Annotated in this window: 25 protein-coding genes and 2 pseudogenes; 15 read left to right on the forward strand and 12 right to left on the reverse strand. The window is 68.2% G+C overall.

Going from position 1 to position 25,833, the window contains the following annotated elements:
* Positions 1-2: 2 nt before the first annotated feature.
* Together AB0D53_RS21960 and AB0D53_RS21965 are read right to left on the reverse strand one after the other, a co-directional pair.
* A complete protein-coding gene (locus AB0D53_RS21960; RefSeq protein WP_362449066.1) occupies positions 3-563 on the reverse strand; it encodes an SMI1/KNR4 family protein in 561 nt (186 codons plus the stop codon).
* 458 nt (positions 564-1,021) lie between these two features.
* Positions 1,022-1,660 carry a LysE family translocator gene (locus tag AB0D53_RS21965; RefSeq protein ID WP_362449068.1) on the reverse strand — a complete coding sequence of 213 codons (639 nt, stop codon included), beginning with the start codon at positions 1,658-1,660 and terminating at the stop codon, positions 1,022-1,024.
* A 306-nt stretch (positions 1,661-1,966) separates the two neighbouring features.
* On the opposite strand from AB0D53_RS21965, the gene AB0D53_RS21970 reads away from it, so the two are divergent.
* The 3 genes from AB0D53_RS21970 (at position 1,967) to AB0D53_RS21980 (ending at position 5,381) form a co-directional block, all read left to right on the forward strand.
* Positions 1,967-2,104, forward strand: coding sequence for a hypothetical protein (locus tag AB0D53_RS21970; RefSeq protein ID WP_362449070.1), 138 nt, complete (start codon positions 1,967-1,969; stop codon positions 2,102-2,104).
* Between the two features lie 105 nt (positions 2,105-2,209).
* On the forward strand, positions 2,210-3,967 hold the full coding sequence (locus tag AB0D53_RS21975) for a hypothetical protein (RefSeq protein WP_362449072.1): 1,758 nt from the start codon (positions 2,210-2,212) through the stop codon (positions 3,965-3,967).
* Positions 3,968-4,316: 349 nt separating this feature from the next.
* Positions 4,317-5,381: a 2,3-butanediol dehydrogenase gene (locus AB0D53_RS21980; RefSeq protein WP_362449074.1), complete on the forward strand. Its 1,065-nt coding sequence runs from the start codon at positions 4,317-4,319 to the stop codon at positions 5,379-5,381.
* 356 nt (positions 5,382-5,737) lie between these two features.
* Here the strand turns inward: AB0D53_RS21980 and AB0D53_RS21985 are convergent, their stop codons facing one another.
* Positions 5,738-6,853 carry a MerR family transcriptional regulator gene (locus AB0D53_RS21985; protein ID WP_362449076.1) on the reverse strand — a complete coding sequence of 372 codons (1,116 nt, stop codon included), beginning with the start codon at positions 6,851-6,853 and terminating at the stop codon, positions 5,738-5,740.
* 336 nt (positions 6,854-7,189) lie between these two features.
* Between AB0D53_RS21985 and AB0D53_RS21990 the strand changes: the two genes are divergently transcribed.
* The 5 genes from AB0D53_RS21990 (at position 7,190) to AB0D53_RS22010 (ending at position 10,462) form a co-directional block, all read left to right on the forward strand.
* Positions 7,190-7,645 carry a hypothetical protein gene (locus tag AB0D53_RS21990; protein WP_362449078.1) on the forward strand — a complete coding sequence of 152 codons (456 nt, stop codon included), beginning with the start codon at positions 7,190-7,192 and terminating at the stop codon, positions 7,643-7,645.
* 143 nt (positions 7,646-7,788) lie between these two features.
* On the forward strand, positions 7,789-8,310 hold the full coding sequence (locus AB0D53_RS21995; RefSeq protein ID WP_362449080.1) for a hypothetical protein: 522 nt from the start codon (positions 7,789-7,791) through the stop codon (positions 8,308-8,310).
* A gap of 427 nt (positions 8,311-8,737) precedes the next feature.
* A complete protein-coding gene (locus tag AB0D53_RS22000; protein ID WP_362449082.1) occupies positions 8,738-9,055 on the forward strand; it encodes a helix-turn-helix domain-containing protein in 318 nt (105 codons plus the stop codon).
* Positions 9,056-9,213: 158 nt separating this feature from the next.
* A complete protein-coding gene (locus AB0D53_RS22005; RefSeq protein WP_362449084.1) occupies positions 9,214-9,672 on the forward strand; it encodes a hypothetical protein in 459 nt (152 codons plus the stop codon).
* A gap of 34 nt (positions 9,673-9,706) precedes the next feature.
* Entirely contained in the window at positions 9,707-10,462 is a 756-nt protein-coding gene (locus AB0D53_RS22010) for a DUF1877 domain-containing protein (protein WP_362449086.1), read from the forward strand.
* A gap of 626 nt (positions 10,463-11,088) precedes the next feature.
* On the opposite strand, the gene AB0D53_RS22015 is transcribed toward AB0D53_RS22010, so the two are convergent.
* The gene (locus tag AB0D53_RS22015) at positions 11,089-12,621 is read right to left on the reverse strand and encodes an amidohydrolase family protein (protein WP_362449088.1); all 1,533 of its coding nucleotides are present in this window, start codon (positions 12,619-12,621) and stop codon (positions 11,089-11,091) included.
* Positions 12,622-13,122: 501 nt separating this feature from the next.
* On the opposite strand from AB0D53_RS22015, the gene AB0D53_RS22020 reads away from it, so the two are divergent.
* Positions 13,123-14,337, forward strand: coding sequence for an APC family permease (locus AB0D53_RS22020; protein ID WP_362449194.1), 1,215 nt, complete (start codon positions 13,123-13,125; stop codon positions 14,335-14,337).
* 322 nt (positions 14,338-14,659) lie between these two features.
* Here AB0D53_RS22020 and AB0D53_RS22025 read toward each other — a convergent pair whose 3' ends face one another.
* Positions 14,660-15,064: a nuclear transport factor 2 family protein gene (locus AB0D53_RS22025; protein ID WP_362449090.1), complete on the reverse strand. Its 405-nt coding sequence runs from the start codon at positions 15,062-15,064 to the stop codon at positions 14,660-14,662.
* Positions 15,065-15,488: 424 nt separating this feature from the next.
* Between AB0D53_RS22025 and AB0D53_RS22030 the strand changes: the two genes are divergently transcribed.
* Entirely contained in the window at positions 15,489-15,821 is a 333-nt protein-coding gene (locus AB0D53_RS22030) for a metalloregulator ArsR/SmtB family transcription factor (protein WP_362449092.1), read from the forward strand.
* Positions 15,818-16,564, forward strand: a complete 747-nt coding sequence (locus tag AB0D53_RS22035; protein ID WP_362449196.1) for a DUF2071 domain-containing protein — start codon at positions 15,818-15,820, stop codon at positions 16,562-16,564. Before AB0D53_RS22030 ends, AB0D53_RS22035 begins: the two co-directional genes overlap by 4 nt.
* A gap of 9 nt (positions 16,565-16,573) precedes the next feature.
* Here AB0D53_RS22035 and AB0D53_RS22040 read toward each other — a convergent pair whose 3' ends face one another.
* Entirely contained in the window at positions 16,574-16,882 is a 309-nt protein-coding gene (locus AB0D53_RS22040) for a transposase (RefSeq protein ID WP_362449094.1), read from the reverse strand.
* Positions 16,883-17,079: 197 nt separating this feature from the next.
* Positions 17,080-17,580 carry a pyridoxamine 5'-phosphate oxidase family protein gene (locus AB0D53_RS22045; protein WP_362449096.1) on the reverse strand — a complete coding sequence of 167 codons (501 nt, stop codon included), beginning with the start codon at positions 17,578-17,580 and terminating at the stop codon, positions 17,080-17,082.
* 246 nt (positions 17,581-17,826) lie between these two features.
* Here AB0D53_RS22045 and AB0D53_RS22050 point away from each other — a divergent pair.
* Positions 17,827-18,660, forward strand: a pseudogene (locus tag AB0D53_RS22050) (DUF6596 domain-containing protein); the annotation flags it as partial.
* A 905-nt stretch (positions 18,661-19,565) separates the two neighbouring features.
* On the opposite strand, the gene AB0D53_RS22055 reads toward AB0D53_RS22050, so the two are convergent.
* The 3 genes from AB0D53_RS22055 to AB0D53_RS22065 are packed head-to-tail and all read right to left on the reverse strand — an operon-like array spanning position 19,566 to position 21,904.
* The gene (locus AB0D53_RS22055; protein ID WP_362449098.1) at positions 19,566-19,892 is read right to left on the reverse strand and encodes a hypothetical protein; all 327 of its coding nucleotides are present in this window, start codon (positions 19,890-19,892) and stop codon (positions 19,566-19,568) included.
* A 42-nt stretch (positions 19,893-19,934) separates the two neighbouring features.
* Entirely contained in the window at positions 19,935-20,798 is an 864-nt protein-coding gene (locus AB0D53_RS22060; protein ID WP_362449100.1) for a DUF3592 domain-containing protein, read from the reverse strand.
* Positions 20,799-20,821: 23 nt separating this feature from the next.
* Positions 20,822-21,904 (reverse strand): hypothetical protein, encoded by a 1,083-nt coding sequence (locus AB0D53_RS22065; protein WP_362449102.1) that lies wholly within the window; start codon positions 21,902-21,904, stop codon positions 20,822-20,824.
* Positions 21,905-22,932: 1,028 nt separating this feature from the next.
* On the opposite strand from AB0D53_RS22065, the gene AB0D53_RS22070 reads away from it, so the two are divergent.
* Complete coding sequence (locus tag AB0D53_RS22070) at positions 22,933-23,811, forward strand: hypothetical protein (protein ID WP_362449104.1); 879 nt, start codon at positions 22,933-22,935, stop codon at positions 23,809-23,811.
* Between the two features lie 217 nt (positions 23,812-24,028).
* The gene (locus AB0D53_RS22075; protein WP_362449106.1) at positions 24,029-24,265 is read left to right on the forward strand and encodes a hypothetical protein; all 237 of its coding nucleotides are present in this window, start codon (positions 24,029-24,031) and stop codon (positions 24,263-24,265) included.
* A 459-nt stretch (positions 24,266-24,724) separates the two neighbouring features.
* On the opposite strand, the gene AB0D53_RS22080 is transcribed toward AB0D53_RS22075, so the two are convergent.
* Both AB0D53_RS22080 and AB0D53_RS22085 read right to left on the reverse strand, forming a co-directional pair.
* Entirely contained in the window at positions 24,725-24,847 is a 123-nt protein-coding gene (locus AB0D53_RS22080; RefSeq protein ID WP_362449202.1) for a hypothetical protein, read from the reverse strand.
* Positions 24,825-25,361 (reverse strand): YrhB domain-containing protein, encoded by a 537-nt coding sequence (locus tag AB0D53_RS22085; protein WP_362449108.1) that lies wholly within the window; start codon positions 25,359-25,361, stop codon positions 24,825-24,827. The genes AB0D53_RS22080 and AB0D53_RS22085 overlap by 23 nt, the downstream gene beginning before the upstream one ends.
* A 163-nt stretch (positions 25,362-25,524) precedes the next feature.
* Here AB0D53_RS22085 and AB0D53_RS22090 point away from each other — a divergent pair.
* Positions 25,525-25,727: pseudogene (locus AB0D53_RS22090) on the forward strand (hypothetical protein); the annotation flags it as partial.
* Positions 25,728-25,833 lie beyond the last annotated feature (106 nt).

Here is a 25,833-nt window from a genome sequence, read left to right on the forward strand (position 1 = left end):
CGTCATGCCACGTCGAACCAGGGCTTGTTGGCGGCCCAGTGCTTGACCCATCCTGCGAATCCGGGTTCAGCCGTGGTGAACCCGAACCCGGATCCGAAGGGAGTCGCCCCTTCGCCAGTGATGAACCAGACGTGCCCGCGATGCGCGCCGGTGACGACGAGGTGCCAGTACATTCCGCAGCCGTCCGTCCCGAGCACGATTGTCCCGTGATTGAACATCTGGTCCAGGATCGGATCGATCTCCTCCGACGGCCTGGTGTCCTCATCCCACAGCCAACTCGAGGTGAGCGGGAAGGGCCGGCTCAGGTCTCGTTCCCCCCGGCCGTCACCCCAGTCGTCGGGCAGCTCCGCAAGCCCCACCAACCCGTAGTCCGGCGGTCCGGAGTGAGACCCGTCGGTGACCTCCGCAACGAAGGTCCGATAGGGCTCGGGCAGGACTGTGCCGTGCTCCGCTTCGAAGGCTTGCACCGCTTCCCAGCCCAGCGCGGACTCGCCGCCGGTGTCGATGCCGAAGGCTTCACGAATCGCAGCGAGGTCGTCAGGATCTGCGTGCTCGGTGTTCATGCGGCCCATTGATACCAGCCGGCTGTGACACGACCCCAGCCTGCCGCCCGGCCGTGCTCCTGCCGTTCCGGCCTCCAGCCCCAGGACCATCACACAACGTTGCTGTCGCTCACCCCAGTGCTTCGGGCGCGGCGCATGGGTCCGACTCCCTGGCTTGATCTACCAGGCGGGACGGCCTGCACGGTCGAACGTGGTGATGGGGAGCGTTGTGCCGATCACGGCGAGGCCGATGGTGCTGTCGATCCGTTATCAGGCGGTGGTGATGGAAGCCAGAGGCGGCGGGCGGGAGGAGGAGCCGCTCAGGGTGGCGAAGGCGCGTACGGCTGCACGGCCGTCGTCGACCGGCCGATCTGCAACGGCGCCGGCATCCTGACCGGACCGAGTGCCACTGCCTCGCGCACAGCGAAAAACACGCCGAATGCGCCGCCGCCCGACGCGGTCGCCACTCCGGTACGGGTTCAGTCCTTGCGCCCCGTCGCGGCGACGGTGACGCCGAGGCCGATCATTGTGAGCCCGCCGACTCCTCCGACCAGGGAGAGCCGCCGGGGTGAGCGGGCGAACCAGTCCCGCCCGGTTGCCGCGATCAGTCCCCACACGCTGTCGGAGGCCATTGCGATGACGTTGAAGACCAGCCCGAGCACCAGCATCTGAACCGCGATGTGTCCTTGGCCCCGGTCGACGAACTGCGGCAGCACGGCGGCGAAGAACACCATGGTCTTGGGGTTGGCCACGCCGACCGCGAACCCCTCCAGCAGTGTGCGCAGGCCGCCCTGCGTGGTCGTGTCAGCAGTGAAAGCGGCCTGCAGCGAGCCGCGTTGACGCCACGCCTTGACACCCAGATACACCAAGTAGGCGGCACCGGCCATTTTCAGCACCGTGAAGACGAGAACGGAGCGCTCCACGATCGTCCCGACCCCGAGAGCCACAGCCGCGATGAGCACATAGGCACCCAGCGTATTCCCCACGACCGTGGTCAGCGCGGCACGCCGCCCCTGCGCCAACGCCCGCCCGATCACGAACAGCACACTGGGCCCGGGAATCACAATCAGCAGGAATGACATGGCCGCGAAGGCGAGCAAGCGCTCGGAAGACACCATGGGGCCCATACAAGCACGGGTCGGGTTCGCCCTTCAGCCTCTTTTTGCTCAAGGTCCGGGTGCGGACCGAGGACGCTGCCTTTGCCGTGGCACCCGGTGTGCCGGTGTGGTGAGCCGTGGTCCTGTCACCAGCCCAGGCGGAGCACGGCAGTTGTCGCCATCGAACCTCGGGGAGCACCACGCCGATTTCTTGCAGACGGCGCCGGGGAGGCGGCTGGGCACCCATGTCAGCAATTCTCAAAGGCTGTTCTTCGATGACAGGATGTCCGTCAGGGAACCGATCGGCCGAGGTCAGCGGGGGCATGAGTGGCGGGCACCGTAGGCGCGGCGCTGGAAGAGGTGCCGTGGGAGCGGCTGGAGTCGGCGCTCGGGCACGACCCCGCCGTGGAGTTGCGGCGCGCCCTGCGGAGACTGGTGGACAAGGGCGCGACGGCGACCGCGTAAGACTGCAACCTGCTGTTCGAATACGTTGCGCCAGGCACCAGAGGCGCGAATCCCGTCGCGACCGCCGTGCTGCCGCTGGTCGTTGCTCTTGTCTGCGATCCGGTCATGGGCGCCCGGGCCACGCTCGTTCAACTGCTGACGAGCCTGTCCGAGGCCGCGGCCGAAGCCGGGGAGGGAAGCGAGGACGCGGCGTGGTGCGAGGTGTGGCAGCGCCACCGGCCCAGGCTCCTGACGTTGCTCGCGGACCCCCTGCCCGAGGTGCGAAGAGAGGCCCTGCCCATCGCGGAATGTGTCGACGTGCTGCTGGAGCGGTGGCAGGCCGAGACGGACCCGACGGTGCGGCTGCCCACGCTGCTCGTGCTCGGGACCGCCACGGCCGGCGCCGACGATGCGAGGGCCGTGGAACGGGTACGAGAGGCCGTGACCGGAGTACTGAGGACCGATACTCCCGTCATGCGGGTCGCGGCCGTCCACTCCTGGGCCGCGTTCGACCCTCTGGCGCCGGTGCGTGAGCTGGACCTGCTGGTCGAGGTCCTGTCCGACCCGGCTGTGCGCCCGCAGTTCGAGAAACTCTGGTTCGTGCCGGACATCGGCGGTCCCCTCAACCGCGAGGGCGTTCTCTCCTGGACGGCCCGCCCGCTCGAGGATGCTCCGCAGACGGCACTTTCCTTCGTCGTCCGACTCGTCGACGCGGCGCGCCGGACCGGGGACACCCTGCTGTGCCAGGCCGCGCTCGACGAGGCATGGCGGCTGCTGGTGGTGATGCCGTCCGCGGCGTCCGCGTTGCTGCCGCACGCGGGCGCACTGCTCTGCGACCCGGACGACGGCGTACGCTACCGGGCGGCCCACCTGCTCGCGGTGCTGGGTGCGCGGTCGGCCCCGTACGCTGACGAACTGGCAGCACTCCTCGACGACTTGGCCGAGGACGAATTCTTCGAGGGCACGGTGGGCGACCACGCCCGGTGGGCGCTGACCCGCATGGGTGACCGGCGTGCCCTGCCGGAGCTGGTCGAGCGGCTCTACGAGCCGTACCGAGACCAGTACACCCTCGGATACTGCCTGAGCGATCCCCATCTGCCGGAGGTCGAGGAGGTACTGGCCCCACTGCGGGCACACGCGGAGATTCTCTTGCCCGGGGTACGGAAACTGCTCCGCGACGACGGTAAGGGCGGCGCGCTGACCTGCTCCTTCCTGAACGTACTCCAGGCGTGGGGGCCGGCCGCGGCGCCCGCGCTGCCGGAGGTGGTGGCCCTGCTGGACGACGCCCGGTACTCGCTGTACGCAGTCGACGCGCTCGTGGCGATGGGACCGGCCGCAGCCTCCGCGGAGTCCGCCGTACGCCGGTGCACGGTCCTCGACCACTCCGGCAACCACCACAAGGTGGCATGGGCGGCCTGGCGCCTCGGCGGCGACCGCGACACGGCGCTGCGGCTGATCGGCGAGGCGGTGCTGACGCAGGAAGGACCGCTCTACGGCCCCGTCGACCTCCTCGGCGACTTCGGCCCGGCGGCGGCGCCCTATGCCGATCGGGTACAGCAGCTCATGCAGCACGGCGATACCTGGTTGCGGCCACGAGCGGCCGTCGCGCTCTGGTCGATCACGGGCGAACCCGAGCCGAGCGTGTCCGTCTTGGAGGAGTATCTCCCTCCCATCGCTCACGGCGGCGACAGCTACGGCAGCTTTTTCTACGCGCTGCAGGCCCTCGCCCGGATCGGAACCGTCTCCCCGGCGGCGCGGGCTGTCCTGAGCGGGGTGCAGGGATTCGACCGGCCGCTGTCGACGTACCGTGACCACCGGGCGGTCCTCCAGGACGAAATGATCCGGTCCGCGATCGACGACGTCCTTGCCCTGCCCTGCTCCTGAGAACCGGTCTGTCGGCGCAACGAGAACGAGCCGGCCGGCCACCGGGTATCCCACCAACGCAGGAGCATCAGCTTCGCACCGGACAGGGGCGACGGGGCGTTCCTGGTGGCGTGGGTTCGCACCGGCCGGCTGACCGCCGGGCCTTTGCCGCACACATCGGGGGAGTGTGTGCGCGGCCCCGCGAATGCAGGGCGTGCTGTCGGGCCAGACGGTTGGCGCGAGCGCGCGCCCGTATTGGGTCGTACTGTTAGCTATTGCCGTGAATATGTCGTGCGAGGTGCCCGCCTCGTCCCACGGCAGGACCCGACACGAGACGTGAGCAGAAAACAGACGAAGGGGCCGGCCCAAAGTGAAGGCTGCACGCTACTACGACCGAGGCGACATCCGTATCGAGGACGTCCCGGAACCCGCCGTACGGCCGGGCACGGTGGGCATCGATGTCGCGTACTGCGGGATCTGCGGCACAGACCTGCACGAGTACCTCGACGGACCGATCTTCGTTCCGCCGGCCGGTCACCCGCACCCCGTCTCGGGCGAGTCCGCCCCGGTGACGCTCGGTCACGAGATGTCCGGCGTCGTGTACGCGGTGGGCGAAGGTGTCGAGGGTCTGAAGCCGGGCGATCGCGTTGTCGTCGAACCCTACATCCTGCGCCCCGACGTCGACACGAGCAAGAACAACTCCGCCTATCACATCTCGCCCGACATGAACTTCATCGGGTTGGGCGGCCGCGGTGGCGGGCTCGCGGAGAAGATCGTCGTCGAACGCCGGTGGGTCCACCCGGTCGGAGATGTCCCGCTGGACCAGGCGGCGCTCATCGAGCCGCTGTCGGTGGCATACCACGCGTTCCAGCGCTCGGGCGCGAAGGCGGGCGACCTCGCACTCGTGGGCGGTGCAGGCCCCATCGGGATGCTCACCTGCGCGGTGCTCAAGGCGATGGGCGTCGAGGTCGCGGTCACCGAGCTCAGTTCGCTGCGCCGGCAGAAGGCGCTGGACTCCGGGGTCGCCGACCACGTCATCGACCCCGCCGTCACCGACGTTGCCAAGGAGGTCCGGCGCCTCACCGACGGCAAGGGCGCGGATGTCGCTTTCGAGGCCACGTCCGTCAACGCCGTCCTCGACACACTGCTGGACGCCATCAGGCCCGGCGGTGTCATCACCGTCATCTCGATCTGGGGCAAGCCGGCGTCGCTGGACATGCAGAAGCTCGTCCTCAAGGAGGTCGACCTGCGCGGCACGATCGCATACGTCAACTCCCACCCGCAGACCATCGAGCTCGTGCAGGAAGGCCGCATCGACCTGGCTCCGTTCATCACCAAGACCATCGGCCTCGACGACCTCGTGACCGAAGGCTTCGAGACCCTGATCCACCACAACGAGACGGCCGTCAAGATCTTGGTGGACCCGCACTCCTGACACGCCGGCAGACCCGGCCACGGGCTCCGGAACTCGTTCGGCCGCCTCACGCCCGGAGGCCGATGGCGGTGAGACCGTCCGACCGGACCGTGCCGTCGGGCTCTGGACCGGTCCCGGCCCGGACGTCCATCCGAGCTTCGACAACTACGCCCGCCCGCAAGGCCTCCGCCATCAAGAAACGGCTGCTGGTCCACGCCCGGTGGGCCGGCCCGCAGGATTGCCGCGGGGCTCGTGCCGATCAGGGCCACCGACCTCGTCGACCGGGTGGCCCGGGCGGCCGGGGAACGTGCGCGCGAGCGCGGGGCCGCCCGCGTAGAGGCAGGCCAGCTCCTTGCGGTGTTCTCACGCACCCGGGTTCAGGCCACGAGAAGGCGCAGGCCGAGCTCTGCCGTGTCGAGGGCGACGAGGTCGCGGTTGCGCTCGGCCCACCGGCCCGAGGAAAGGTCGTCGCGAAGCCCGTTCACCGCCCGGCGCTCGGCCTCCGGCCCGACTCCGGTCCATACCGATACCGCGCGGCGCACATCTTCGTCCAGGTATGCCTCGGGCCGACGCCAGTAGGCCTCGAAGAAGCCGTCAGCACAGTCCCAAGGGATGAGCACCGGCTCCGCGCGGCCCCCGATCGCGCGGGTCAGGTCGGCCAGTGAAGGCCAGCCGTCGAGAAGGCCGGCGAATTCAGGCAGGTAGTCGCGGGTGAGCCAGAAGCGCTCACGCCAGCCGGTGGCACTGGCGTCGTACGTGAACACCACCACACGGCGGGCCACGCGCCGCATCTCGCGGAGCCCGGCGATCGGGTCCTGCCAGTGATGAACGGTACTGAAGGCCATTGCGGCGTCGAAGGACAGGTCTTCGAACGGGAGGCTCTCCGCACTGGCGGCCACACACGGCGCCGCGCCCGCGGGACGCTGCGCCCGCATGACCGCTGACGGTTCCACCGCTGTGACATCCCGGTCCGGAGGTTCGTACGAGCCGGTGCCGGCACCGACGTTCAGTACGGTCCGCGCGTCGCCGAGCGCATCCCAGACCCTCGCGGCGATCCGCGGCTCGGTGCGCCGCGTCGCCGGGTAGGCGGACCCGATTGATTCGTACAACTGCGCGCCGAATAGCTTCAGTTGATCCTCCGGCGTCGTCCTGATCCCCATTGCGCGCGCCTCCAGTTCCTTGTCGATGGCCGTCACCGTGGCAACAGCGCGGTCGCGCTGTTCGAGCAGCAGGCCGCGCAACCGGTGCAGGTGCGCGACCGCGTCGGTGGCCGGATCGTCGACCAGATCTGCGATCTCGCGCAATCCGAAGCCCAGCCGCCGGTAGGCGAGAACCTCCCGCAGCCGCTCCACGTCGCCCGCCGAGTAGGCCCGGTACGCGGCCGAGGTCCGCGCGGACGGCTGCACGAGGCCGATGGCGTCGTAGTGATGCAGCGTACGGACGCTCACGCCGGCCAGCCCGGCCACACGTCCCACGCTCAGGTGCTCTTCCATGCCGGCGACAATGGGGCATGACGCCACGTGAGGGTCAAGCGCTTCTCTCCTGGCGGACTGTTTTCTCGTACAGCCATCAGTGTTCCTCCGCAGCGCGACAGGACTTCCGATGAGCGACGTGGGTGCTCTGGCCCCGGTGTGCCGATCCGCCGGGACCGGTGAGGTGTGAGTACCGGGTGGCATGCTCTGCCGCTATGAACAGACAGCAGCTCTGACAGCCGGTCGCCTTGATGTCCTTGGTCCGCAGTCGGACGGTCCCAGTGATCGTCGCTTCACCGCACGGGCGAACTCGGCTCAGAAGGCGAGCCCGTTGGAGGGAATCCGTACTCTGCGGGTATGGAATGGACGACGTTGGTCAGCACGATGCTGGGAGCGGTCATCGGTGTCGGCAGCACGCTCCTGGCGGATCGCTTGAGGTGGCGCCGGGACAAGGGCGAGCGTGACAGAGAGGCATTGCGGTCTTCGTACGTTGAGTTCCTGGAAGCGCTGACAAAGGCCAGGGACGTTATCAGCGAGGCAAGCCGTGCGTCGAACACCTTGCAGCAGGAACAGATACAGAGCGCTCTGCTGGAACATGGAGTGCATGTGAAGCAGTATCAGCTCGAACTGCTGGCACCGGCACATGTCGTCACGAAGGCCAGGGACGCCGGCTACAAGCTCGCGCTCTACCGGGATGCGGTGGTGGATGGTGCGCGGAGAGACGATCCTGACTGTGCTGATGCGCGCCGTGCCTTCCGTGCGGCCCGAGAGGAGCTGATGGAAGCCATGCGTTCGGCTGTGATGAGGGCTTGAGCCTCAGGAAGTGGTGGTCGTGTCGCCGGCGGTCTGCTTCGTGAGGCGATGGAACTCAGGGGCCGGGGCTTGGAACCGTGCCTCGGAGCCGGGCTCGGCGCCGGTTTCCGGGCGTGAGCCGGAAGTGTTCTAGATTGGCTCGCATGAGTGTGCGGGGGTGGAGCTACCGATATGTCGGACCGGTCGACCTGAAGACCGGCGTCCGGCCTGGCAGCGGTGGCCGTCGGATCGGCTCCGCGGATGACTTCGACAGCTGGGCCGCTGAGAGACCAGCAGTGGAGCTGGTGGAACCATTCACCTTTGTGGTCGGCACGGACGCAGTGCTTCGGCTGGCGCCGCGACGAAGCGAACACGTGGCCTGTGCCGGCGGAGAAAGAGTGCTGAGCGCCGGGGAGATCAGCTTCACCCGTGAGGCAGGCCGATGGGTCGTGGCCGACGTCAGCAACCATTCAACCGGGTACTGCCCGGACATCAGCTCCTGGCCGGCAGTCGCCCGCGCCCTGGACGATGTAGAGCTCGGCCACCCGTCGGGCTTCACGCATGAAGTGGTGTTCCGACGCTGCCCCGGCTGCCAGGAGCACAACATCGTGCGCGAGGACGACTTCGTCTGCGTCTTCTGCGGCAACGATCTGCCCCAGGCGTGGAACGTGGATCCCACTGCATGACGGCTGTGGGCCATCGACACTCGTTGATGACGGCGACGTGCTCGCACCCCTCCCGCGTCGGCCTGCGACTGGAGCCCGGCTGAAGACCGGGTGCCATCGGCGGAACAGGTCGTAGTTCCGGCGCCACGGCCTCTACTCGACGGGAATGCCCCGCCGGGCAGCCACGGCAGGAGCCGTGCAGGCCGGCGCGGACGAAGCGGACGAGGCCGCGGCGGGTGGAGCCAGGTCCGGGCGCCCGGACCGAGCCGTACGCTGCGGCGGGACGCGGGATGGCAGAAACAGGCGCTGATTGACGCAGGTGTGCACGCCGTCCGTCGTCCCAGGCCCGGTGTGTGCTTGGGGGTGAGTCGATGAGCCATCCGGTCGCCCTTTTGAGGTGCCCCGCAGCCGGCCCCCCCCAGGGATGTGTGGTGTCGCAGGCCGGGCAGTGCGTGGAGACCAGGAGATCGGGCTCGTCCCGGACGCCGCCAACGAACCGGCTCAGGTGTCCGGACGCAGTCGCTTCGCGTTGGACCTGGGCTTCCGTGCTGCGTGCGGCCTCGCCCTCAGCGACTACCAGCGGGATCTGCGGCTGCGCCGAGCCCGATCGCTGTCGGCCGAGGGCGCGGCACCGTCGACGGCGGAAGCTGAGGCCGGCTACGGGGACCAGGCTCATCTCACCCGACGGTTCACCCGCTCCTACGGCATCACTCCGGCTGTCTACGGGACCGTGCTCCGGCAAGGGGTCTGTCCGCGCGTCGAGTAGGTCACCGCCATGACGCCGGAGAGATCTGACCCTGCCCGGACAAAACAAGGCTCCCGGGGATCGGCCATGGCATCCCCGGGGCTGTTGGATGCCCCTCTGCCCCTACCGCTAGAGTGCGATGCTTGTTCGATTCGCCGCGAGGCGGAGAGGGAGAGATCATGAGCATGCAACTGAGAGAAACCGCCATTGAGTTGGCGGAGATCTTGTGGCGGGAACACACTGTTTACCGTGAGCGGTCCGGTGGTGTGGTCATCCGGGGCGAGCATGTACGGCGGTGGATCAGTCTTGCTCCGGCGGGCGGTCGGGACGAAGTCCTCGTACGCGCCGGGCGGATCCTGGACGGCGGCACCACCGCTCCCGCGCGTTCGGAAGCTGTGGTTCCGCTCTCTGCTGCCACAGACGTGCTTGCCGCGACCTGCCGTCGCCTGCTCGCCGAGGCGGCGGCCGATGCCGCGCCGGTCGTGCCGCGGGCGGCACCCGGGCGGTTCAATCGCTCCGGGAAAGCGGTGCGCCCCAAAGGCCGCGGGAAACACACCGGTTTCGGTTCATGGGTGATCCTCGCCTGCGTCACCGGTGTGGTCGCCCTGTACGTCTACAGCACTGCGACGTACGGCTAGGCACCGTTCGGCGGTTCCATTCAGGAATCGGCTCATGACGTCTTCCCTGTACGACGGTTGGCGGGCCGTCACATCCCACCGCCGCCAACGTGCCCGTGCCGCCCCGCGCGAAGCAATTGCCGCGGGCGAAGCGGGCGGCGTCCCCTGCATCGCCCGTCGGCTCGGCGCGGATCACGGTCTCTTCCCCGAGTACACCGACGATCGCAACAGCCGGCTCACCGTTTCCGGTCCGTCCTCCGCTGGACATCGTCGGGATACTGCCGTCATGGCCGTCACTCAGCAAATTGCTCGCATCTCGGCGGGGTATCTCGCCGACTGCCGCCGTTCAGCCCGCGAATCGCCGGCCGGGGATCCTCACTGGGATCCGTCGCCGTGGGACATCCTCGACCTGGACTGGGCGCCGGCGTTGCTGGGACGGGTCTGCGAACTGGCAGGTCTGGATGGCGCCCGCCTGGACGCCCTGCGGCAGGCCACCGACGGTGACACGGTGCTCGACCTTGGCTTTCTCAACACGCACCCGCATGCCATCGGCCCCTTCGGACCCGCTCCCACAGCCCTTTCCGCAGCTCAAGTGGCCCGAGTCTCAGAACTGCTCGGGCAGATGGACATGCCGGCGATGCTTGCCGCGCTGCCGGCCGACGACACACAAGCCGCTGCCCTGATTGGTTTCGGAGCCGACCTGATCGCTGGAGGCCCGAGGAAGTACCTGCTCGAGCATTTCGATGCCTTGAGGGAGTTCTACCTCGGAGCATCCCAACGGGACCTTCTCGTCGTGCTCTGGTGGGACTGATACCGGCATTCACCCCGGTCTGCTCCACGGGCGGCCGAGCGGCTACGTGATGGCCCACCAGTGCAGAACCGTCAGTGTTTTCTTCGGTCTGCTTGCCGGCGCATGCCGAGCGTGTCGAGGGCGGCGCGGTGTTGTGCGGTGAGTGCGTGGGCTCGCTTGCGGATGGTGTCGAGCCATGTTTCGCGTACAACGAGCACACGATCGAGTCCGCCCCCGGTCACAGCCGTGCCTGGAGCGGCTTGAAGGCCGACTGCCGGGTCACCGCAGGCCCAGGCGAGGCCGAGGCGCTGTCCCGGACGCACCACACCTGCGGCTCCTGACCCCACCCGGCGGCTTACCGTACGGGAACGCTGCCCGGTGGGCCGCTGGAGTGCTGGACGAATTCTTCTGCTCCCGACTTTGAACCGCCTCCTCCAACTCGACCACCAACACCGTGCCCGCATGCTGGATCCTGATCGGTATGGCTTGATGCCACAACTGCTGTTCCAACATGTGGACTTCGCGGAATCTGAGTCAGAATCCGAGTCGGAACCCGTTGGCGATCCCGCGTCGTGGATTCAGGCCGGCCCGGCGGACGTGGGGCTGAATCGAGGCTGTTGCCGTTCCGCGAGGACGGTGCCCGGCGGTCAGTGGACGCAGATGTGAGGAGCCGCGTTGCCCGTGACCGGAGGCTCGCTCGCGGCAGCGGCGCGCGCCACGTCGGCCAGCAGGCGCAGGCGCTCCGCGCGATCCAGATATCGGCCGTCGATCAGGACGGAGTGGATCCGCTGCGTATGGCGGATGTCGGTACGCGGGTCCGCGTCCAGGACCAGCAGATCGGCGCGGTCGGCCGGCAGGCCGAGCATCCGGCCGGGCGCAGTGGTTGCGGAGTGCAGGACGTCCCGCGTGGGCAGTCCCGCCTCGACGAGCAGTTCCAACTCGTGGTGGAGGGAGAAGCCGGGGACCGCGTATCCGGTGCCGGTGTCGGTGCCCGCGAGCAACTGCACACCGGCCCGGTGGAGTTCCGCGACGAGGCGCAGCCGGTGCTCGTAGATCCGGTGGATGCGGGAGGTGTCCCGCGCGGTGCGACCCGCGGTGAGGGAGGACCAGATGGCCGGCCAGTAGTCGGTCATCCAGCCGGGCAGGTATGCGAACTCCGGTGAGTCGGAGGGCAACTGGTCGGTGCGTTCCAGCGAATGATGGACGGTGAGGGTCGGAACGACGTGGGTGCCGTTGACGGCGAGCCGGTCGAAGAGGGCGCGGGCACGGCCGGCATCGTACGTCTGCATCGCCTGCCACTCCACCGCGTGCACCTGCCGGAACCAGCTCGCGTAGCGCTCGAAACTGGTGCCGAGGCCGGGGTCGATCCGGACCTTCGCCATGGCCCGCCGGATCTCGGCCTCCTGGGCCGAGGTGCTGAGGAGGAGGGCGTGGAGGTGCTCGATGGACTGCTGCCCGGCGTCACTCGCCCGGGCGATGGGCAGGGTGTCGGGGCAGTGGCCCGCGTGGCGCAGGCCCTGCCGGCGGGACTCGTCGGCGATCGCCTCGTACGCCTCTGGCGTGAGCCGCGAGTACACCTTGATGAAGTCGGCGCCGTTCGCCTTCGCCTCACGCACCGCGCGGCGCGCGGACGGGGCGTCGGTGACCTCGATGACGCGCTCGCCGGTGTCATTGGCCCACAGTGAGGGCTGCCCGTCGATGATCGAGCTGGCGATCACCCAGCGCGGGCCGAGGAGCTTGCCCGCGCGGACCTTGTTGCGCCACTCGTGGTGGAGAGGCCCGCCCCACATCTCGCGGACCGTGGTCACACCGTTGAGCGGGAAGAGGGGCGGCAGAACGGTCTCGGGCCCTTGGTTGTGGACATGGGACTCGATGAGGCCGCCCATGACGATGTACTTGCCGGTCAGGTCGTACGTTGTCGTCCCGTGGGGAATCGGGACCTCGGCCGAACGGCCCACCCGGCTGATGCGGCCGTCGAGTACGAGGACGGTGCGGTCCGTGCCCGCGCCGAGGACGGTGGCGTGGGTGAGAGCGATGGCGCGGCCGGGATGCTGACCGGAAGCAGCCGCCGTACGGTCCGGTGTCGTGTGGGCGGCCGCTGCCGCGGGCGCTGCGGCGGGTAGGACTACGCCGCCGGTGAGGGCGGCCGAGGAGGCGAGTGCTTCGCGTCGAGTGGGCATGTCACCACTCTGGTGCGGGCCGGATCATTGGTCACTGGCTCCAGGCAGTGGGTACGGGGTGTTGGTGGCAACACCATGGCGAGGGGCACCACCACGTGAGAGGCCCTGTCGACCGCTGAGGCGTGGACTCCGGGGCCGCGGCCCTCGTCGCCGAAATGCAACACCGAGCGGCTTCGATCAGGGCGGTTCGCAGCCGTGGCTCCCGGCAGGCACTGAGCTCCTCGGCAGGCAAGATCTCCTCCGCCGTGGGCGGGCCGGCCCGGTCGGATAACGCGACGAGCGTGAGCAGCTCCTCGTAGGGCTCTCCAGGATCCAGTGGCAGCGGCGTCCGGCTCTATCGGTGCGGCGCATGACGAGACCATTGCTTGTTCAGGTCGATCGCTTATCGTCTGCGCGGACCGCAACCCCGCAGGCGGCCGCAACCGACAAGGAGAGACGCAGTTGAGCAGCCCCACCTCGCCCCCGCCCAGAGTCCCGGACGAACTCCAGCGGCGCCTGGGGATGTCGGACGCGGTGCTGATCGGGCTGGGCTCGATGATCGGCGCCGGGATCTTCGCCTCCCTCGCCCCGGCCGCCCACGCGGCCGGCTCCGGGCTGCTCGTCGGACTCGCCCTGGCGGCGGTCGTCGCGTACTGCAACGCCACCTCCTCGGCCCGTCTCGCCGCCCTCTATCCGGCATCCGGCGGTACCTACGTCTACGGACGCGAGCGTCTGGGGGAGTTCTGGGGCTACCTGGCCGGATGGGCGTTCATCGTGGGCAAAACCGCCTCGTGCGCAGCCATGGCACTGACCGTCGGCTCCTACGTCTGGCCCGGCCAGGCCCACGCGGTCGCGGTGGCGTCGGTCGTGGCGCTGACCGCGGTGAACTACGCCGGAGTGCAGAAGTCAGCCGTGCTCACCCGGGTCACCGTGGCTGTGGTCCTGGTGGTCCTCGCCGCCGTCGTGGCCGTCTCGTCGACCTCCGCAGCCGTGGACGCGGCTCGGCTGGACATCGGCTCGGACGCCGCCCCCGGCGGTGTCCTGCAGGCGGCGGGCCTGCTGTTCTTCGCCTTCGCCGGGTACGCCCGCATCGCCACCCTGGGCGAGGAGGTCCGCGATCCGGCCCGCACCATTCCCCGTGCCATTCCGGTCGCGCTCGGCATCACCCTTGCCGTCTACGCCGCCGTCGCCGTCTCGGCGCTGCTCGTCCTCGGCCCGGGCGGGCTGGCGGCGGCCACAGCTCCGCTGACGGAGGCGGCCCGGGCGGCGGGGGCCGACTGGCTCGCCCCGGTCGTCCGCGCCGGTGCGGCGGTCGCGGCGCTCGGCTCGCTGCTCGCCCTTGTCCTCGGCGTCTCGCGCACCACCCTGGCCATGGCCCGAGACCACCATCTGCCCCACGCCCTGGCCACCGTGCACCCGAAGTTCAAGGTTCCGCACCGCGCCGAACTCCTCGTCGGCGCCGTCGTCGCCACCGTGGCCGCGACCGCGGACATCCGTGGGGCGATCGGCTTCTCCTCCTTCGGCGTTCTGGCCTACTACGCCGTCGCCAACGCCTCCGCCTTCACGCTCACCCCGGCCGAAGGCCGCCCCGCCCGGATAGTCCCGGTGGTCGGCCTGGCCGGCTGCCTCGTCCTCGCCTTCGCCCTGCCGCTTTCCTCCGTCGTCACCGGGGCTGCAGTCCTCGCTGTCGGCGCCGCGGCCTTCGTGATCCGTCGGGCAGCGGCCCGACGGACCTAGCCACCGCCCACGCCGTCGGGCGCGACCGTTACGGTCGACGGGAGGGGCCGAGATGCACTCACCGAACTGCGCCTTCGGGGTGCGCCCACGATCGAGCACATCGACGTCGAAGCCCTCGGTGCCCACCCCTTCGCGGACGGCGGAGGGTTTCCCACTTCGTATAGTGCGTTCGTTCTTTGTGTCGAGCGTTCGTTCGTCATGCTGGATGGGGACGGCCCTTCAGGCTGCGGTGGTCCATCCACCAGTCCTTTCGGCGTACGCGTTCTTGGAACTCAACAAAGTGGCAGGCTGATCACCCGGCTGACCCGAGCGAGGCCAGGAATCAGGTCCCGGTGATGGTTCGGCCCGGCATCGGCTCCGCGAGCGCGGCCCGCCAATCCGGCGCGCCGAAGGGGTCGGCGAAGTACTGCGTCTCGTGCACCACGTGCTGGTTGGCGAATTCCATGATGCTCACCGAATACGAAGGCACACCGTCGTAGGTGATGAGGCACTCGCTCACCCACAGATTCGCATGGCCGGTGATCCGCTGGACGGTGAAGTGCCGGTCGGCCGGGTGCCCGCCGCGTTGCGCCGAGATCGTTGCTCGGCCCCGGAACCGCTCGCCCGACTGCGGGTAGTCCAGGATCGCGTCCGTGGCATAGATGGCGTGTTCGGCTTCGGTGTTCCCGCGTTCCGAGGCCCGCCAATGCTCCTCGATCGCTGCCCTGGTTCGGGAGTCAGTATCCATGGCACCGTCCTTTCATAGCGGTGACAGCCTAGGCACCCCGGGCCACAGTCGGCCCGGGACCAGGCGGACCCGGGCTGCCGAGTCCTCCCTTTGGCCGGAGCGGAGGGGGCGGCCCTCGCCACGACAGCGAAGCAGGGGCGAGTCAGGAAGGCCCCACACCACGGTCCGCGCTCTTCCGGCACCGGACCGCCACGATGGCTCTCCGGTCGGGTGATCTCGTCGTCCGGTGCGAGCCAGGGGGAGCAACCGGTACCCGGGAAGCGGAGACCCTCGCGCAGTTGTACGTGTACGAGTTGCGACTGAGTGCATCAGCCAGGGAGTGAGCGGTCCGGTGGGCGAGCTGAGCCGAAGCGGTCAGCCGCACCTGCCGGCAGAGTCACGAGACCACTTGTTAGATATTTAGCCAAGCTGCTAAATATTGGGTATGACAGAAGCTCAGGACGAGGCGGGAGCCTTCCGCGCTCTCGCCGATCCGACGAGGCGCCAGATCCTCGAGGACCTCAGGGGCGGTGAGCTCGCGGCCGGGGAGATCGCAGCCAGGTTCGCGATCAGCGCGCCCTCCATCTCACGACATCTCGGCGTGCTCAAGGGAGCCGGTCTGGTCACCGAGCGACGGGAGGGCAACAGGATTCTCTATATGCTGGCCGAGGATCGCCTGGCCACCTGCATCGGTCGGTTCCTCAGCGTCGTCTGCCCCGAGCAGATCGTGCTTCGCCACACCAAATGGCGCCCTGGGGCGCAGAGCGAGGGATCATGATGCAGCCGCGCCTGTCCAGCGTCATCGAGCGACGACTGCTGGTGAACTATCGAGTCTCCCCGGATGCCGCCGCACGCCTGCTCCCTGGGCCACTGCGTCCGCAACTTGTGCACGGTTATGCGGTCGCGGGCATCTGCCTGCTGCGCCTGGGAAGGGCCCGGCCGGCCTGGATGCCCAAGGCCTTCGGGCTGCGGAGCGAGAACGCGGCACATCGGATCGCCGTCGAGTGGGACGGGCCGGACGGTGTCGAGACCGGCGTCTACATCCCACGGCGCGACACTTCCTCGCGGCTCAACGCCTGGGCCGGAGGCCGCCTCTTCCCCGGCGAACACGGCCGCGCCGACTTCGAGGTACACGAGAGGCCCGGTCAGGTGCGCGTCGCACTGGCGACACGGGATGGCGATACCCGAGTGGATACCACCGTCGATCTGTCCGACGAGCTACGAGGCAGCGAACTCTTCGCCGACCTTGCCGAGGCTTCCCGTTTCTTCAGGAGCGGGGCAAAGGGCTTCTCGGCGACCAGCTCCGGCCGCCACCTGGACGGTATGGAGCTACGGACCAAGGTGTGGCACATGGAAGCCGGCCGGGTTCGCTCCATCGGGTCGTCCTTCTTCGACGACCCGGACCGCTTCCCGCCGGGGAGTGCGACCCTGGACTGCGTTCTCATCATGCGTGACGTCCCTGCCAGCTGGCGGCCACTCCCGGCCATGGCTTGCGGGAGAGATGCTCAACTCGCCAACTGAAGTGCTCGGTCACACGCATTTGTGACTGATTCCCAAATGGCCTGCGTTCAGGCCGACTGCCCAGGTCGCCGGGTCGTCCTCAAGCAGTGCCGAGACGTCGCCTGTCAGCTTCAGCACTTCAGCTTCGTTGTTTGGTACGCGGCGCGAGAACAGCTTCGTCCCGTCCGTGTCGATCACGGTGCAGTGGTGCGCGGCCTCGCCGGCGTCCGTCCCCGCCCGGAGTGCGGGCACCCGAGCGTTCCTGGTCGATCGGTTGACCGGTGGTCCCTGCGGACGATCACCCCGACATGTCCTTACGAAGCGATCTCGTTCGCTCATCCCAAGGAGCGGGCCGTGCCGTCGCGCGGCACTGAGCGCCTGTCGGTCAAAGCCACACGTACGGCGTGATCGCTTTCAGCCACACCCAGGCCCCTGGGTCTCCCGATCGTACGAAGGACCGGAATCAACCGGCCAACAAGGTAAGGAGCACCTTCAGACGGCCACTGTGCATTCCAGTTGGCCACCGTGGTTCTCTGTCAGTGCTCCGGTGAGCGGGGCAGAGAATCGGACGGCTGCTGTCCCAGCCACGTCCCGTCCCGCATGATGACTCTGCCGCGTAGTTCCGGCTCGCCGCGCCAAGCGCGCACGGTCTTCGGAACCACACGCACATACACAAAGGGGGCCTCCTCCGTCCGCGGGTCCCACCCGAACTTGTCGGTGAACGCCTGCGCCGCGCCGTCGGGCACCTCCTGGCTGGGGAAGCACTCCGCCTGCCCCTGGAGAAGCACCACATCGAAGGTGTCCGGCAGTGCCAACCGCACACGCGGCTCAGTGCGGACGTTCCGCGCCGTCGCTGAAGTCGCGCTGGTACACATCCATACCGCCTGCCCATCCCACAGGAACCACAGCGGCACCTGGTGCGGCCCGTGATCAGGGTGAGCTGTCGACACCCAAACATCCCGCTCCGCAACGAGCCGCTCCAGCGTGTCGCGCCTACGCTCCGACATCTGACGATGAGCCATCTCCGTGGTCTGCATGAGTGCAGACCCTAGCCGGGAGGCCTGAAGCACGGATGAGGCGCGGGACCTACTCCCAGCGGCCGATGGAGCTCTCATCCTGCACCTTGGGTGGTGTCGGCGTACGCGCGATCGCCCCATCTGCATACGGATGAAGATGAGCAGCACCACCCTGCTGCCCGACCTCGCAGGCGAACCCGAACCCCACCGCGCCGTTCATCCGGTCGGCGCGGCCCTCGACCCCCTGCGCACCGCGTGGCCGATTTCGAGATCGCCCGAGCCTACTTCGTGCCGGAACCGACCATGGCGGTCCGGATCAGCCGGGCCAAGCAGCGGATCAAGGCCGCCGGCAGCGAGTTCACCATGCCGGTCGGGCAGGACAGGGCGGAGCATCTGCGGGTCGTGCTGCACGTGCTGTACGTGATTTTCAACGAGGGTTGCACCGCCAGTTCCGGCGACCGGCTGCGCCGTGACGACCTGGCCGCCGAGGCGATCCGTCTGGCCCGCCTGTTGCACCGGCTGCTGCCGGACGACGGCGCAGTGGCCGGCCTGCTGGCCCTGATGCTGCTCAACGACGCCCGCCGGGCCGCCCGCACCGGCCTGCACGGCGAGCTGATCCCGCTCGACGAGCAGGACCGCTCGCGCTGGGACCGCGGCCGCATCGCCGAAGGTGTCGCACTGGTCACCGATGCGATGACCCGCTCGACGCTCGGCCCCTACCAGTTGCAGGCCGCCATTGCCGCACTGCACGACGAGGCGCCCAGCACCGGCGAGACCGACTGACGTCAGATCAATACGCTGTACTAGATCCTGGAGCGGCTCTCAGCGAACCCGATGGCCAGCCTGAACCGGGCGGTGGCGGTCGCCATGATCGAGGGACCACAGGCCGGCCTGGCCCTGCTGGACAAGCTGGCCGCGGACGACCGGATCGCGGACCATCATTGGCTGCACGCGGTCCGCGCGCACCTCCTGGAGATGGCCGACGACCTGCCGGCAGCCCGGGAGTACTACCATCGCGCCGCCCGCGGCACCACCAGCCTGACCGAGCGCCGCTACCTGGAAACCCGTGCCGCCCGACTGACGCCACGCACCGCTTGCTGACCCGGCCGGCGAGGCCGACGGCGTGGGCGCGCTGAAGGATCCTGTGACCGGCGGCGGCGTACGTGGCGAACACTGTCACCCGGTCCAAGTCCCGTACCGGGCACATAGTGCCGCACCCGGCGACGTCCGCCCTGCTCACGCCCTCGCGGAGGTGTTCGTCGGCGGCGTCCGTGTAACGCCGGACGATGTGGCGGCGGAACATGCTGCTCCGTTCTTTACGGCACCTGTTGGTGAGCGCGAGGTCCTGCTCCTGCGAGACGGCCAGGACGTGGTCCAGGACGATCAGCGCCGCCCATGCGGAGAAACCCGCCACCCGACCTTCGCGCGGGTTCCGCTCAGGCGTTGTTGCGCCTGCATTGCGGCAAGTCCACGGGCATCGGTCCGCCCGCCCGTGAGCACATGGCGATACCGGTGGGGGAACGACGAAGTGCGCCAACTGGGGCCGATGGTGCAGGACTGGCGGGCCCACCTGGGCCTGGGAGCCGACGACAAGACGATCTGCTGCACCGATGCGAACGGCGCTGCGGTCGTGGCGATTCAGGCACTTCACCGGCAACTCGCAGACCTTCAGGCCGAGGTCGGCGAACTCCGGGCGCAGAAGGCTGAACCGGCAGCGTACGCACCCGGTGCGGAGACCCCCGCGGAGCTGACCACCTCAACCGCTGGGCCAGGCCGCGGCTGGGTGCAGCGGCTACGGATGGCGGACGCTGAACGGTACAGGCGGGGCAGCTGCACAAGATGAGCACCGCCGTACTGCCGCCGCTGACGGTCCCAGCTGCCGTGCCGTGCCGGACCGTGCGCGACAGATGGTCCCACTGATGACGCGGTTGCGCCGGAACAGCTCGAAGACTGCGTGGTCCACCCGCATGTGTACGGCGCCGTGCTCGAAAACCATCGGTTCCGCGTCAGAACACCGACCGGTCGGCGAGTCGCGCCACCTCGGTGAAGTAGGTGCGGAACAACGGCTCGTCGCCGGGCGGCACCTGGAACGCGGGCGAGGTCGAGTGCCGGAGGGCGAGCCGATCGGTGTTGTAAAGGGCGGCCTGCGGATCACGGACCACGCCGAAGTACAGAGTGCCGGGCCGGTCCGGCTTCTTGTAGTGCAGCGACACTCCGAGCCAGCGCAACGGGACACGGAACGTGTGCGCCGAACTGTCCAGGTTGAACAGCTCGAACACCCCCCGGTCCACACGCGCATGCAGGTTCTCGTAGTCGAATGTGAACGGTTCCATGGGGGAGAAGGTACACACCTGGTCCACTGCCCGTCATGGGCCTCAGAGGAACACCATTCCCACCACGGCCGTCGCCACGAGCACGACGAACACCAGGACGCCGAACGTCACCCCCCGTTCCTCCGAGCGCTGCTCGGCCGCACGGTCCAGCGTGAATTCAGCCGGGTCGGCGGGCGTGTAATGGACCGTCACATCACGGCCGCACGCGCCGACGGGGTCCGGAAGGTTCGACATGCAGTAGGCCGTAACGGCCGTGCCCTCCCGGGTGGTGAACGACACGACCGGGGTGATCGTGGTCGAGGTGTGACCGTCGTCCTGGTCGACGCTGACGTCCTTCAGTACCGCGACGACCCGTCCCGGGACGGTCTCCATCGCAGCCAGCCTCTCGATGCGACGGTTCTTGGCGCGTACCGTCCCGGGCAGGTGAACGGCACCAGAGATCGCCCAAGTCCCGCCGAAGCCGATCAGCGCCCACGGCCACCCCCACTCGAGCGCGGCGAGGACCACCAGCCCGACGTAGACCAGAAGGACCGCGAATCCCGGCCAGCCGAGCCCACGATCGGGCTCCTTCGGTGTGTTGGAGAACTGGTAGGCGTGCGGTCTGCCCCGGGGGTGGCTGATCCCGATCTCCCGGCCCTCCCACGCGGGGGTGATCATCTCGCCGCGCTCACCGTCGTTCGTGACCGTGATCTCCTGACCGGAGGCCGGGTCACGGTAGGAGACGACCACCGATATCCCGCCCTTCCGGGATCCGCCGTGCCGCGGCTCCCGCACCCGCGTGATCGACCCCGTGAGCCGGACCGTACGTTGCGCCTTCGTCACCCCGGCCAGCGACCGGACGAACCCGACCACCGCCACCGCGCCCCACACCGCACACCACAGCACCAGAAACGTGTCCCACCCCATGCGCCCTCCCGCTCCCGTACCGATCAACTTCCGATGCGCCGAAGCACTTTGCCCTGTGCGTCCGCCTCCAGAATTGCCGTGCCTCCGCCGCCGGTCACCACGATTCTGAGTGTGAGCGATCCGGTGACGCCGTCGGCGGTGAGCTGCCAGCTCTGCGGGGAGTCGACGCCGAGAGTGGTCCTGGCCTCCTCGACCAGGCCGGCGACGCGATCGTAGGGCAGGGACCTCGGATCGAAACCGGCGGCCGTCGCGCCGGTGGGGGAGAAGACGACCGTCAGCAGCTGGTCCTGCATGACGACGGTGAGTGCTTGGCGCTCGTCCCGGACTTCGGCCAACGACTCGACGGCCTTGCGTAGTTCACCCTTGTCCAGCATCGACCGGCCCGGCCCCAGCGTGACCGTGCCCGTCGCCGACGTCACGACGCCGGTGGACGACGAGTAGGAGACGGACGGCTCGGGGGCGCCGCTCCCGCCCTCAGCGGAGTCGAACAGGTCGGTACGGAAGAACACGAGCACGGCGGCCACGCCGAGCAGCAGCCCGAGGAGAGTGAGGAGCCCACCGAAACAGCCCGCCGGGGTGTCGATCTTCATGGCAGGACCTGGCACCGAGTCCACCCGGGCCTTGGCCGCCCGCTCCTCCCATTCCGGCGTCGGCCGCCTCATGATCCGCGTCTTCCACGGCCGGTCCGGCGGATACTCCACCACCACGACCCCGCGCACCCGGTAGTCGGGCAACTCGACGAGGTTGATGTCCTGCCGTATCTCGACGCGGAATGCGGGCGCGTCGGCCGGCGCGACGGACAGCTCGAACCGCACCGGCACGTCGCTGGTCTCACCCTTGACGGCCTCCAGATCCTCGATCATCGCGAGCGCCGTACGCGGTACGACGGCCGCCTCCCGGGCCCGGCGCGGCAGAGTGGCGAGGAAGAAGACCAGCCCGTAGACCGCAGGCAGGACCAGCCCCGTGACGATCAGTGGCGTCCTCTCGACGATGCAACCGCCGATGAAGGCGGTCAGCGACGCCCCGATCACCCCGCCCGTCAGGAACCCCAGGGCGAGCTCGGCAGGCGTGTTGTGCGTGGGTGGCGCGCCCGCCGGGACTGTCATGTGACTGATTGTGCATGTCATGGATGACGACCGACAGACTTGTGGATGACCTTCGCGTCACGACGGGACAGCCTCGACCGTCATTCTCAAACGGCACGGCCCACCGCGAGCGGTTCAGGGAAAGCGGCGATCGCCGAGTGCCACAGTGCCTGTAGGCCGGCCGGCTTGGGATATCGCACCGTGCACAGTCGGCCACGAACGCCACCGGCCCCAGCCTCACCCGCCCGACCCTTTGCAGCCGGGCTGACTTGAAGACGTCCGGCTGCGAGCCGCGCTTGAAGAGGATCGAGTCACCCGGCTGGAACGTATGGGTGTTCACCGGCACCAGCGAGTTCCACATGGTGCTCACGCTTCCGTCGCCGTTAGCTGCGGCGCCGCAGTCGACGTGAAAGTCCTGTGAGGTCCGTGCGACGGCCTGCGGTCGCCCCGGGGACTGTGCCACCGCGGATGTCGCGGCGAGGATGGACATCAGCGCCAGCGACAGGGGCGCGAGAAGACGGGGTTGGTCTGCCGGTCATGGAACGACTCCATTGGTTCTCGGCGGGCGGCCTTCCCGACAGGTTCGGTCAGAGCCGCCGAGCCGTCGAGGAACACCTTGAACCGGCTGCCACGGAGGCGTTCACGGGGAAGCGCGGTAGCGGACGGGGGAGTTCGGGGTCGTCCGTGCACAGCTGCGGAGAGACAAGACTGCGATTCTCCTGGTCGAAGCCCACCATCAGCCGATTGTCCGGTGCCACTGTCAACACACACCGCTGAGGGACATCGGCTCCGAGTCTGCCTGCTGATCACTGTTCAGATCTCACGCCTGCACCGATGTGTCTTCCGTACCGGCGCCGTCCGCCCGATGCCCGTCCAAAACCCCCGCCCGTTACCAATGCCACCGGGCAGTCGTCGAGTCGCTGCCCGCCTCGCAGGTGAACCAGAGTTCGTCCAGTGCTCATTGACGGTGGTCGTCCGCCGCTGCTGTAATCCCTTCGCCCCTGAAAAGCGACGTTTCTCATTGCAGAACAACGGGAGGGTGGAATCAGATGAAGCTGGGCAGGGTTTCGGCGGTCGCGATAATCGCAGCCGCCACATTCGTCGGGAGTGCGACATCTCCCGCAATGGCCGCGACCTGGACGCGGACGGCGGACTACCAGCGGTGGACAGGGTTCAATGCGCTGGAGCGCGGGCAGGGTGTGGCGACAGACGGGACGTATTTCTACTATGCCGGGCCCGGCGGGATGGTGAAGGCCACCGCCGCCAACGACTCGGAGGTCGCGTCATCGGGGGCCCCGATTACCCGGGAGATGAGCGGGACGTACGGCAGCGATCACATAGGGGACGTGGAGTACTACGGCGGCTATGTCATCGCGCCGATCGAGGATGGTGGCAGTGGCTACCAGCATCCGCTGCTGGCGCTGTACAACGCGAGTGACCTGAGCTACACGGGTCGCTATGTACAACTGCCCCTTGCACACATGCCGGGCGGGGTGCCGTGGGTCGCGGTGGATGCTGCCGCAGGTCTGGTCTATACCTCGCCCTGGGATCAGGATGCCGCGCAGGGCACGAACAAACTGGTCGCCTACAGCTTGAATGACCTGTTGAATCTTCCGGCCGGTTCGACGCTGCCCGTGGTGAAGACCGTGACGCTGTCACAGCCCTTGAGCAGGATCCAGGGCGCCGCGATGTGGCAGGGCAGGCTTTATGCCTCCGTGGACGACTCGGCGAAGTCGGTCTACTCGATCGACATCGGCTCCGGACAGGTTTCCTACGAGTTCCATCAGGACGTCGAGTCCGGGGACGAGGTTCAGGGGATCGCAGCCTCGGACTTCGGCCCATCGGGCGGTCAGCTGCACATTGTCAACGTCGGATCGGGCTGGAAATCGATCTTCCTCTATCTGCAGCACTACACCCAGACCGGCTGAACCTGTACGGTCGGTCGCCGGTATACCCGAACGGATGAGCGAGGCAATCACACTCAGGTGAAGCCGAGGTGGCGCCAGCCGGTGTGACGGCACAGGACAGCGACAACAGGGCCTCCTGGTGCTCAAGGTCTCAACAAGCCTGAGCTGCACCAGAGGCCCTGTCTTCATGCACGGACAGACCCGAAGATCGCCCGACCGAGCCGCCGCATTCGAGCCCATGCTCACCAAGACCAGTACGACAACGGCTTCTGAGGCACGACTCCTCGGGGGCGGTATGTCGGGATCGGTGGTCGGGCTGTGGCTTTTCGGACCGCGCAGGTTCGGGGACATTGCGGCCGATGTAGGCCCGTGGCTGGAAAGCTTCTGTGAGCCGGCCGGGACCAAGGCCGATTGCGACCTGAACTTCTGGGGTGCGAGCCGGTTCGGCGCCGCGTTCGACGGGGATTCCGGCTGAGGAGTGGGCGCAGCGGGCGGCCTCGTGGTGTGCCATGAGCCACTGCAGATGCTTGAGGTCTTTGCCGCGGTGTTTGCGTGGTGGGGTGGCGACCTGGCCGTGGGTTTGCGCCGCGAGGCCGATCTGTCGCCAATGCCTGGCGGTGGCTTCGGTGCGTCCGCGGACGAACGCAGCGAGATCGGCCGCGAGTTGCGCCTTCTTCGTCGAAGACCGGGTAACACGCATCAGGCTGATCAAGCGCTGGTCGTACGGCCGCCCCCACACGCGCATTCTTGCGCACCCTCGTCCTCTCGAAGCCACCGCGATGTCCCGCCTCAGCTGGACCAGTTGGTCTGTCGCTGCGAGCTGACTGCCTGGGTTGTCGGGACCTGCGCCGAGCTGCGAGACGGCGACGCACGGGCCCAGAACCGGGTCAACAGAGCCAACCGCGTGTCTTCCGCGGTTTCGACTGGTTGCATCTCAGAAATCAGCATCAACGCCGAAGGTATGTACGGCGAGCATACGGTCGAGGGGTTTCACAAGCTCCTGGTGAGCGATGGCCAGGAGCTGCGTCGGCACCTCACCTGCGAGCAGCCCGGTCATGCAGGCGAAGGCATGCGTCGGGGAGAGCCCGGCCACCTTCCGACTTCCGACGAAGGGTATGGACAGCAGCCATGCGTCCGCCCGTTGCTTCAGCTGCCGTCCGTAGCTCGTCGTGGAGATGGTCCACAGCAGTGCGGACCGGCAGCCCTTGGATACGACTGCGGTAGTCGTCCTCCCAAGCCCCCTCGATCGCGGAGAGCACTCCAATCGAGTGGAGCCCGCCATCGGCGCGGACGACCAGACACGGACCGTGTCCCACCAGCATCGCGGCTGCATTGTGTGTTCGCGCATACTCCTCGGATTGGACATAAACCTTCCAGACGAGCTCGTGCTCGACTACGCGTACGACCACGCTGCGCGGGAATTGCTTGACGCCAGCAGTAACCCACGCCTGATGACCGCGCGCCGGCTCTTCCTCAACGATGCGTACCGCGTCATCCTGTTGGATCACGACCGCAGCATCACCTGGAACGTCACCTAGCCACCACGGGTTTCTCTCACCAGGCTCACTCACATACAGGATCCGCGAATCCGTCTGTGCCGACCGTCACGGAGTGTCCGCCACAGCCGAATTCAGAGATCGTCATCAACGTGAAGGAACTCGGCCGGACCCTCGACGGTGGCGGCCATGGCGAGTCTTGGGCCGTGATGCCGGCCGTCCCCTCCGCGGCAAGTGCACACTGCTCGATGAATGGGCCTGCCTGCGGCCCTACACCACCAGCGCAGCGCGCACCGTGGCCTGACAGACATCCTTCACACCTACGACCACCACCGCTGCCACGCCGGGCTCGGAGGCCACTCCCGGACGGCGGCGGCCGCAACGTTCGCGACTACGAACGTCTGCCCCAGTGCCCCGGGACTCGGAAGCGCACCGGGGTAATTCACTCCCCTCATGGCCCGGTGTCTTATGTGCGCGGGAACACCGCCCAACTGGTCGAAGAGATCCATCACCGGCAACTGATTGTCGCAAGGAGCGGTTCCGAGAA

It is taken from the genome of Streptomyces sp. NPDC048295 (assembly GCF_040652135.1).
Lineage (GTDB): Bacteria > Actinomycetota > Actinomycetes > Streptomycetales > Streptomycetaceae > Streptomyces.

Coding starts and splice junctions, on each gene's coding strand:
- AB0D53_RS21960 (WP_362449066.1), bottom strand. CDS start 563: ATGAACACCGAGCACGCAGATCCTGACGACCTCGCTGCGATTCGTGAA.
- AB0D53_RS21965 (WP_362449068.1), bottom strand. CDS start 1,660: ATGGTGTCTTCCGAGCGCTTGCTCGCCTTCGCGGCCATGTCATTCCTG.
- AB0D53_RS21975 (WP_362449072.1), top strand. CDS start 2,210: ATGGGCGCCCGGGCCACGCTCGTTCAACTGCTGACGAGCCTGTCCGAG.
- AB0D53_RS21985 (WP_362449076.1), bottom strand. CDS start 6,853: ATGGAAGAGCACCTGAGCGTGGGACGTGTGGCCGGGCTGGCCGGCGTG.
- AB0D53_RS21990 (WP_362449078.1), top strand. CDS start 7,190: ATGGAATGGACGACGTTGGTCAGCACGATGCTGGGAGCGGTCATCGGT.
- AB0D53_RS21995 (WP_362449080.1), top strand. CDS start 7,789: ATGAGTGTGCGGGGGTGGAGCTACCGATATGTCGGACCGGTCGACCTG.
- AB0D53_RS22005 (WP_362449084.1), top strand. CDS start 9,214: ATGAGCATGCAACTGAGAGAAACCGCCATTGAGTTGGCGGAGATCTTG.
- AB0D53_RS22010 (WP_362449086.1), top strand. CDS start 9,707: ATGACGTCTTCCCTGTACGACGGTTGGCGGGCCGTCACATCCCACCGC.
- AB0D53_RS22015 (WP_362449088.1), bottom strand. CDS start 12,621: ATGCCCACTCGACGCGAAGCACTCGCCTCCTCGGCCGCCCTCACCGGC.
- AB0D53_RS22020 (WP_362449194.1), top strand. CDS start 13,123: ATGTCGGACGCGGTGCTGATCGGGCTGGGCTCGATGATCGGCGCCGGG.
- AB0D53_RS22025 (WP_362449090.1), bottom strand. CDS start 15,064: ATGGATACTGACTCCCGAACCAGGGCAGCGATCGAGGAGCATTGGCGG.
- AB0D53_RS22030 (WP_362449092.1), top strand. CDS start 15,489: ATGACAGAAGCTCAGGACGAGGCGGGAGCCTTCCGCGCTCTCGCCGAT.
- AB0D53_RS22035 (WP_362449196.1), top strand. CDS start 15,818: ATGATGCAGCCGCGCCTGTCCAGCGTCATCGAGCGACGACTGCTGGTG.
- AB0D53_RS22040 (WP_362449094.1), bottom strand. CDS start 16,882: ATGAGCGAACGAGATCGCTTCGTAAGGACATGTCGGGGTGATCGTCCG.
- AB0D53_RS22045 (WP_362449096.1), bottom strand. CDS start 17,580: ATGCAGACCACGGAGATGGCTCATCGTCAGATGTCGGAGCGTAGGCGC.
- AB0D53_RS22055 (WP_362449098.1), bottom strand. CDS start 19,892: ATGGAACCGTTCACATTCGACTACGAGAACCTGCATGCGCGTGTGGAC.
- AB0D53_RS22060 (WP_362449100.1), bottom strand. CDS start 20,798: ATGGGGTGGGACACGTTTCTGGTGCTGTGGTGTGCGGTGTGGGGCGCG.
- AB0D53_RS22065 (WP_362449102.1), bottom strand. CDS start 21,904: ATGACAGTCCCGGCGGGCGCGCCACCCACGCACAACACGCCTGCCGAG.
- AB0D53_RS22070 (WP_362449104.1), top strand. CDS start 22,933: ATGAAGCTGGGCAGGGTTTCGGCGGTCGCGATAATCGCAGCCGCCACA.
- AB0D53_RS22075 (WP_362449106.1), top strand. CDS start 24,029: ATGCTCACCAAGACCAGTACGACAACGGCTTCTGAGGCACGACTCCTC.
- AB0D53_RS22080 (WP_362449202.1), bottom strand. CDS start 24,847: ATGACCGGGCTGCTCGCAGGTGAGGTGCCGACGCAGCTCCTGGCCATC.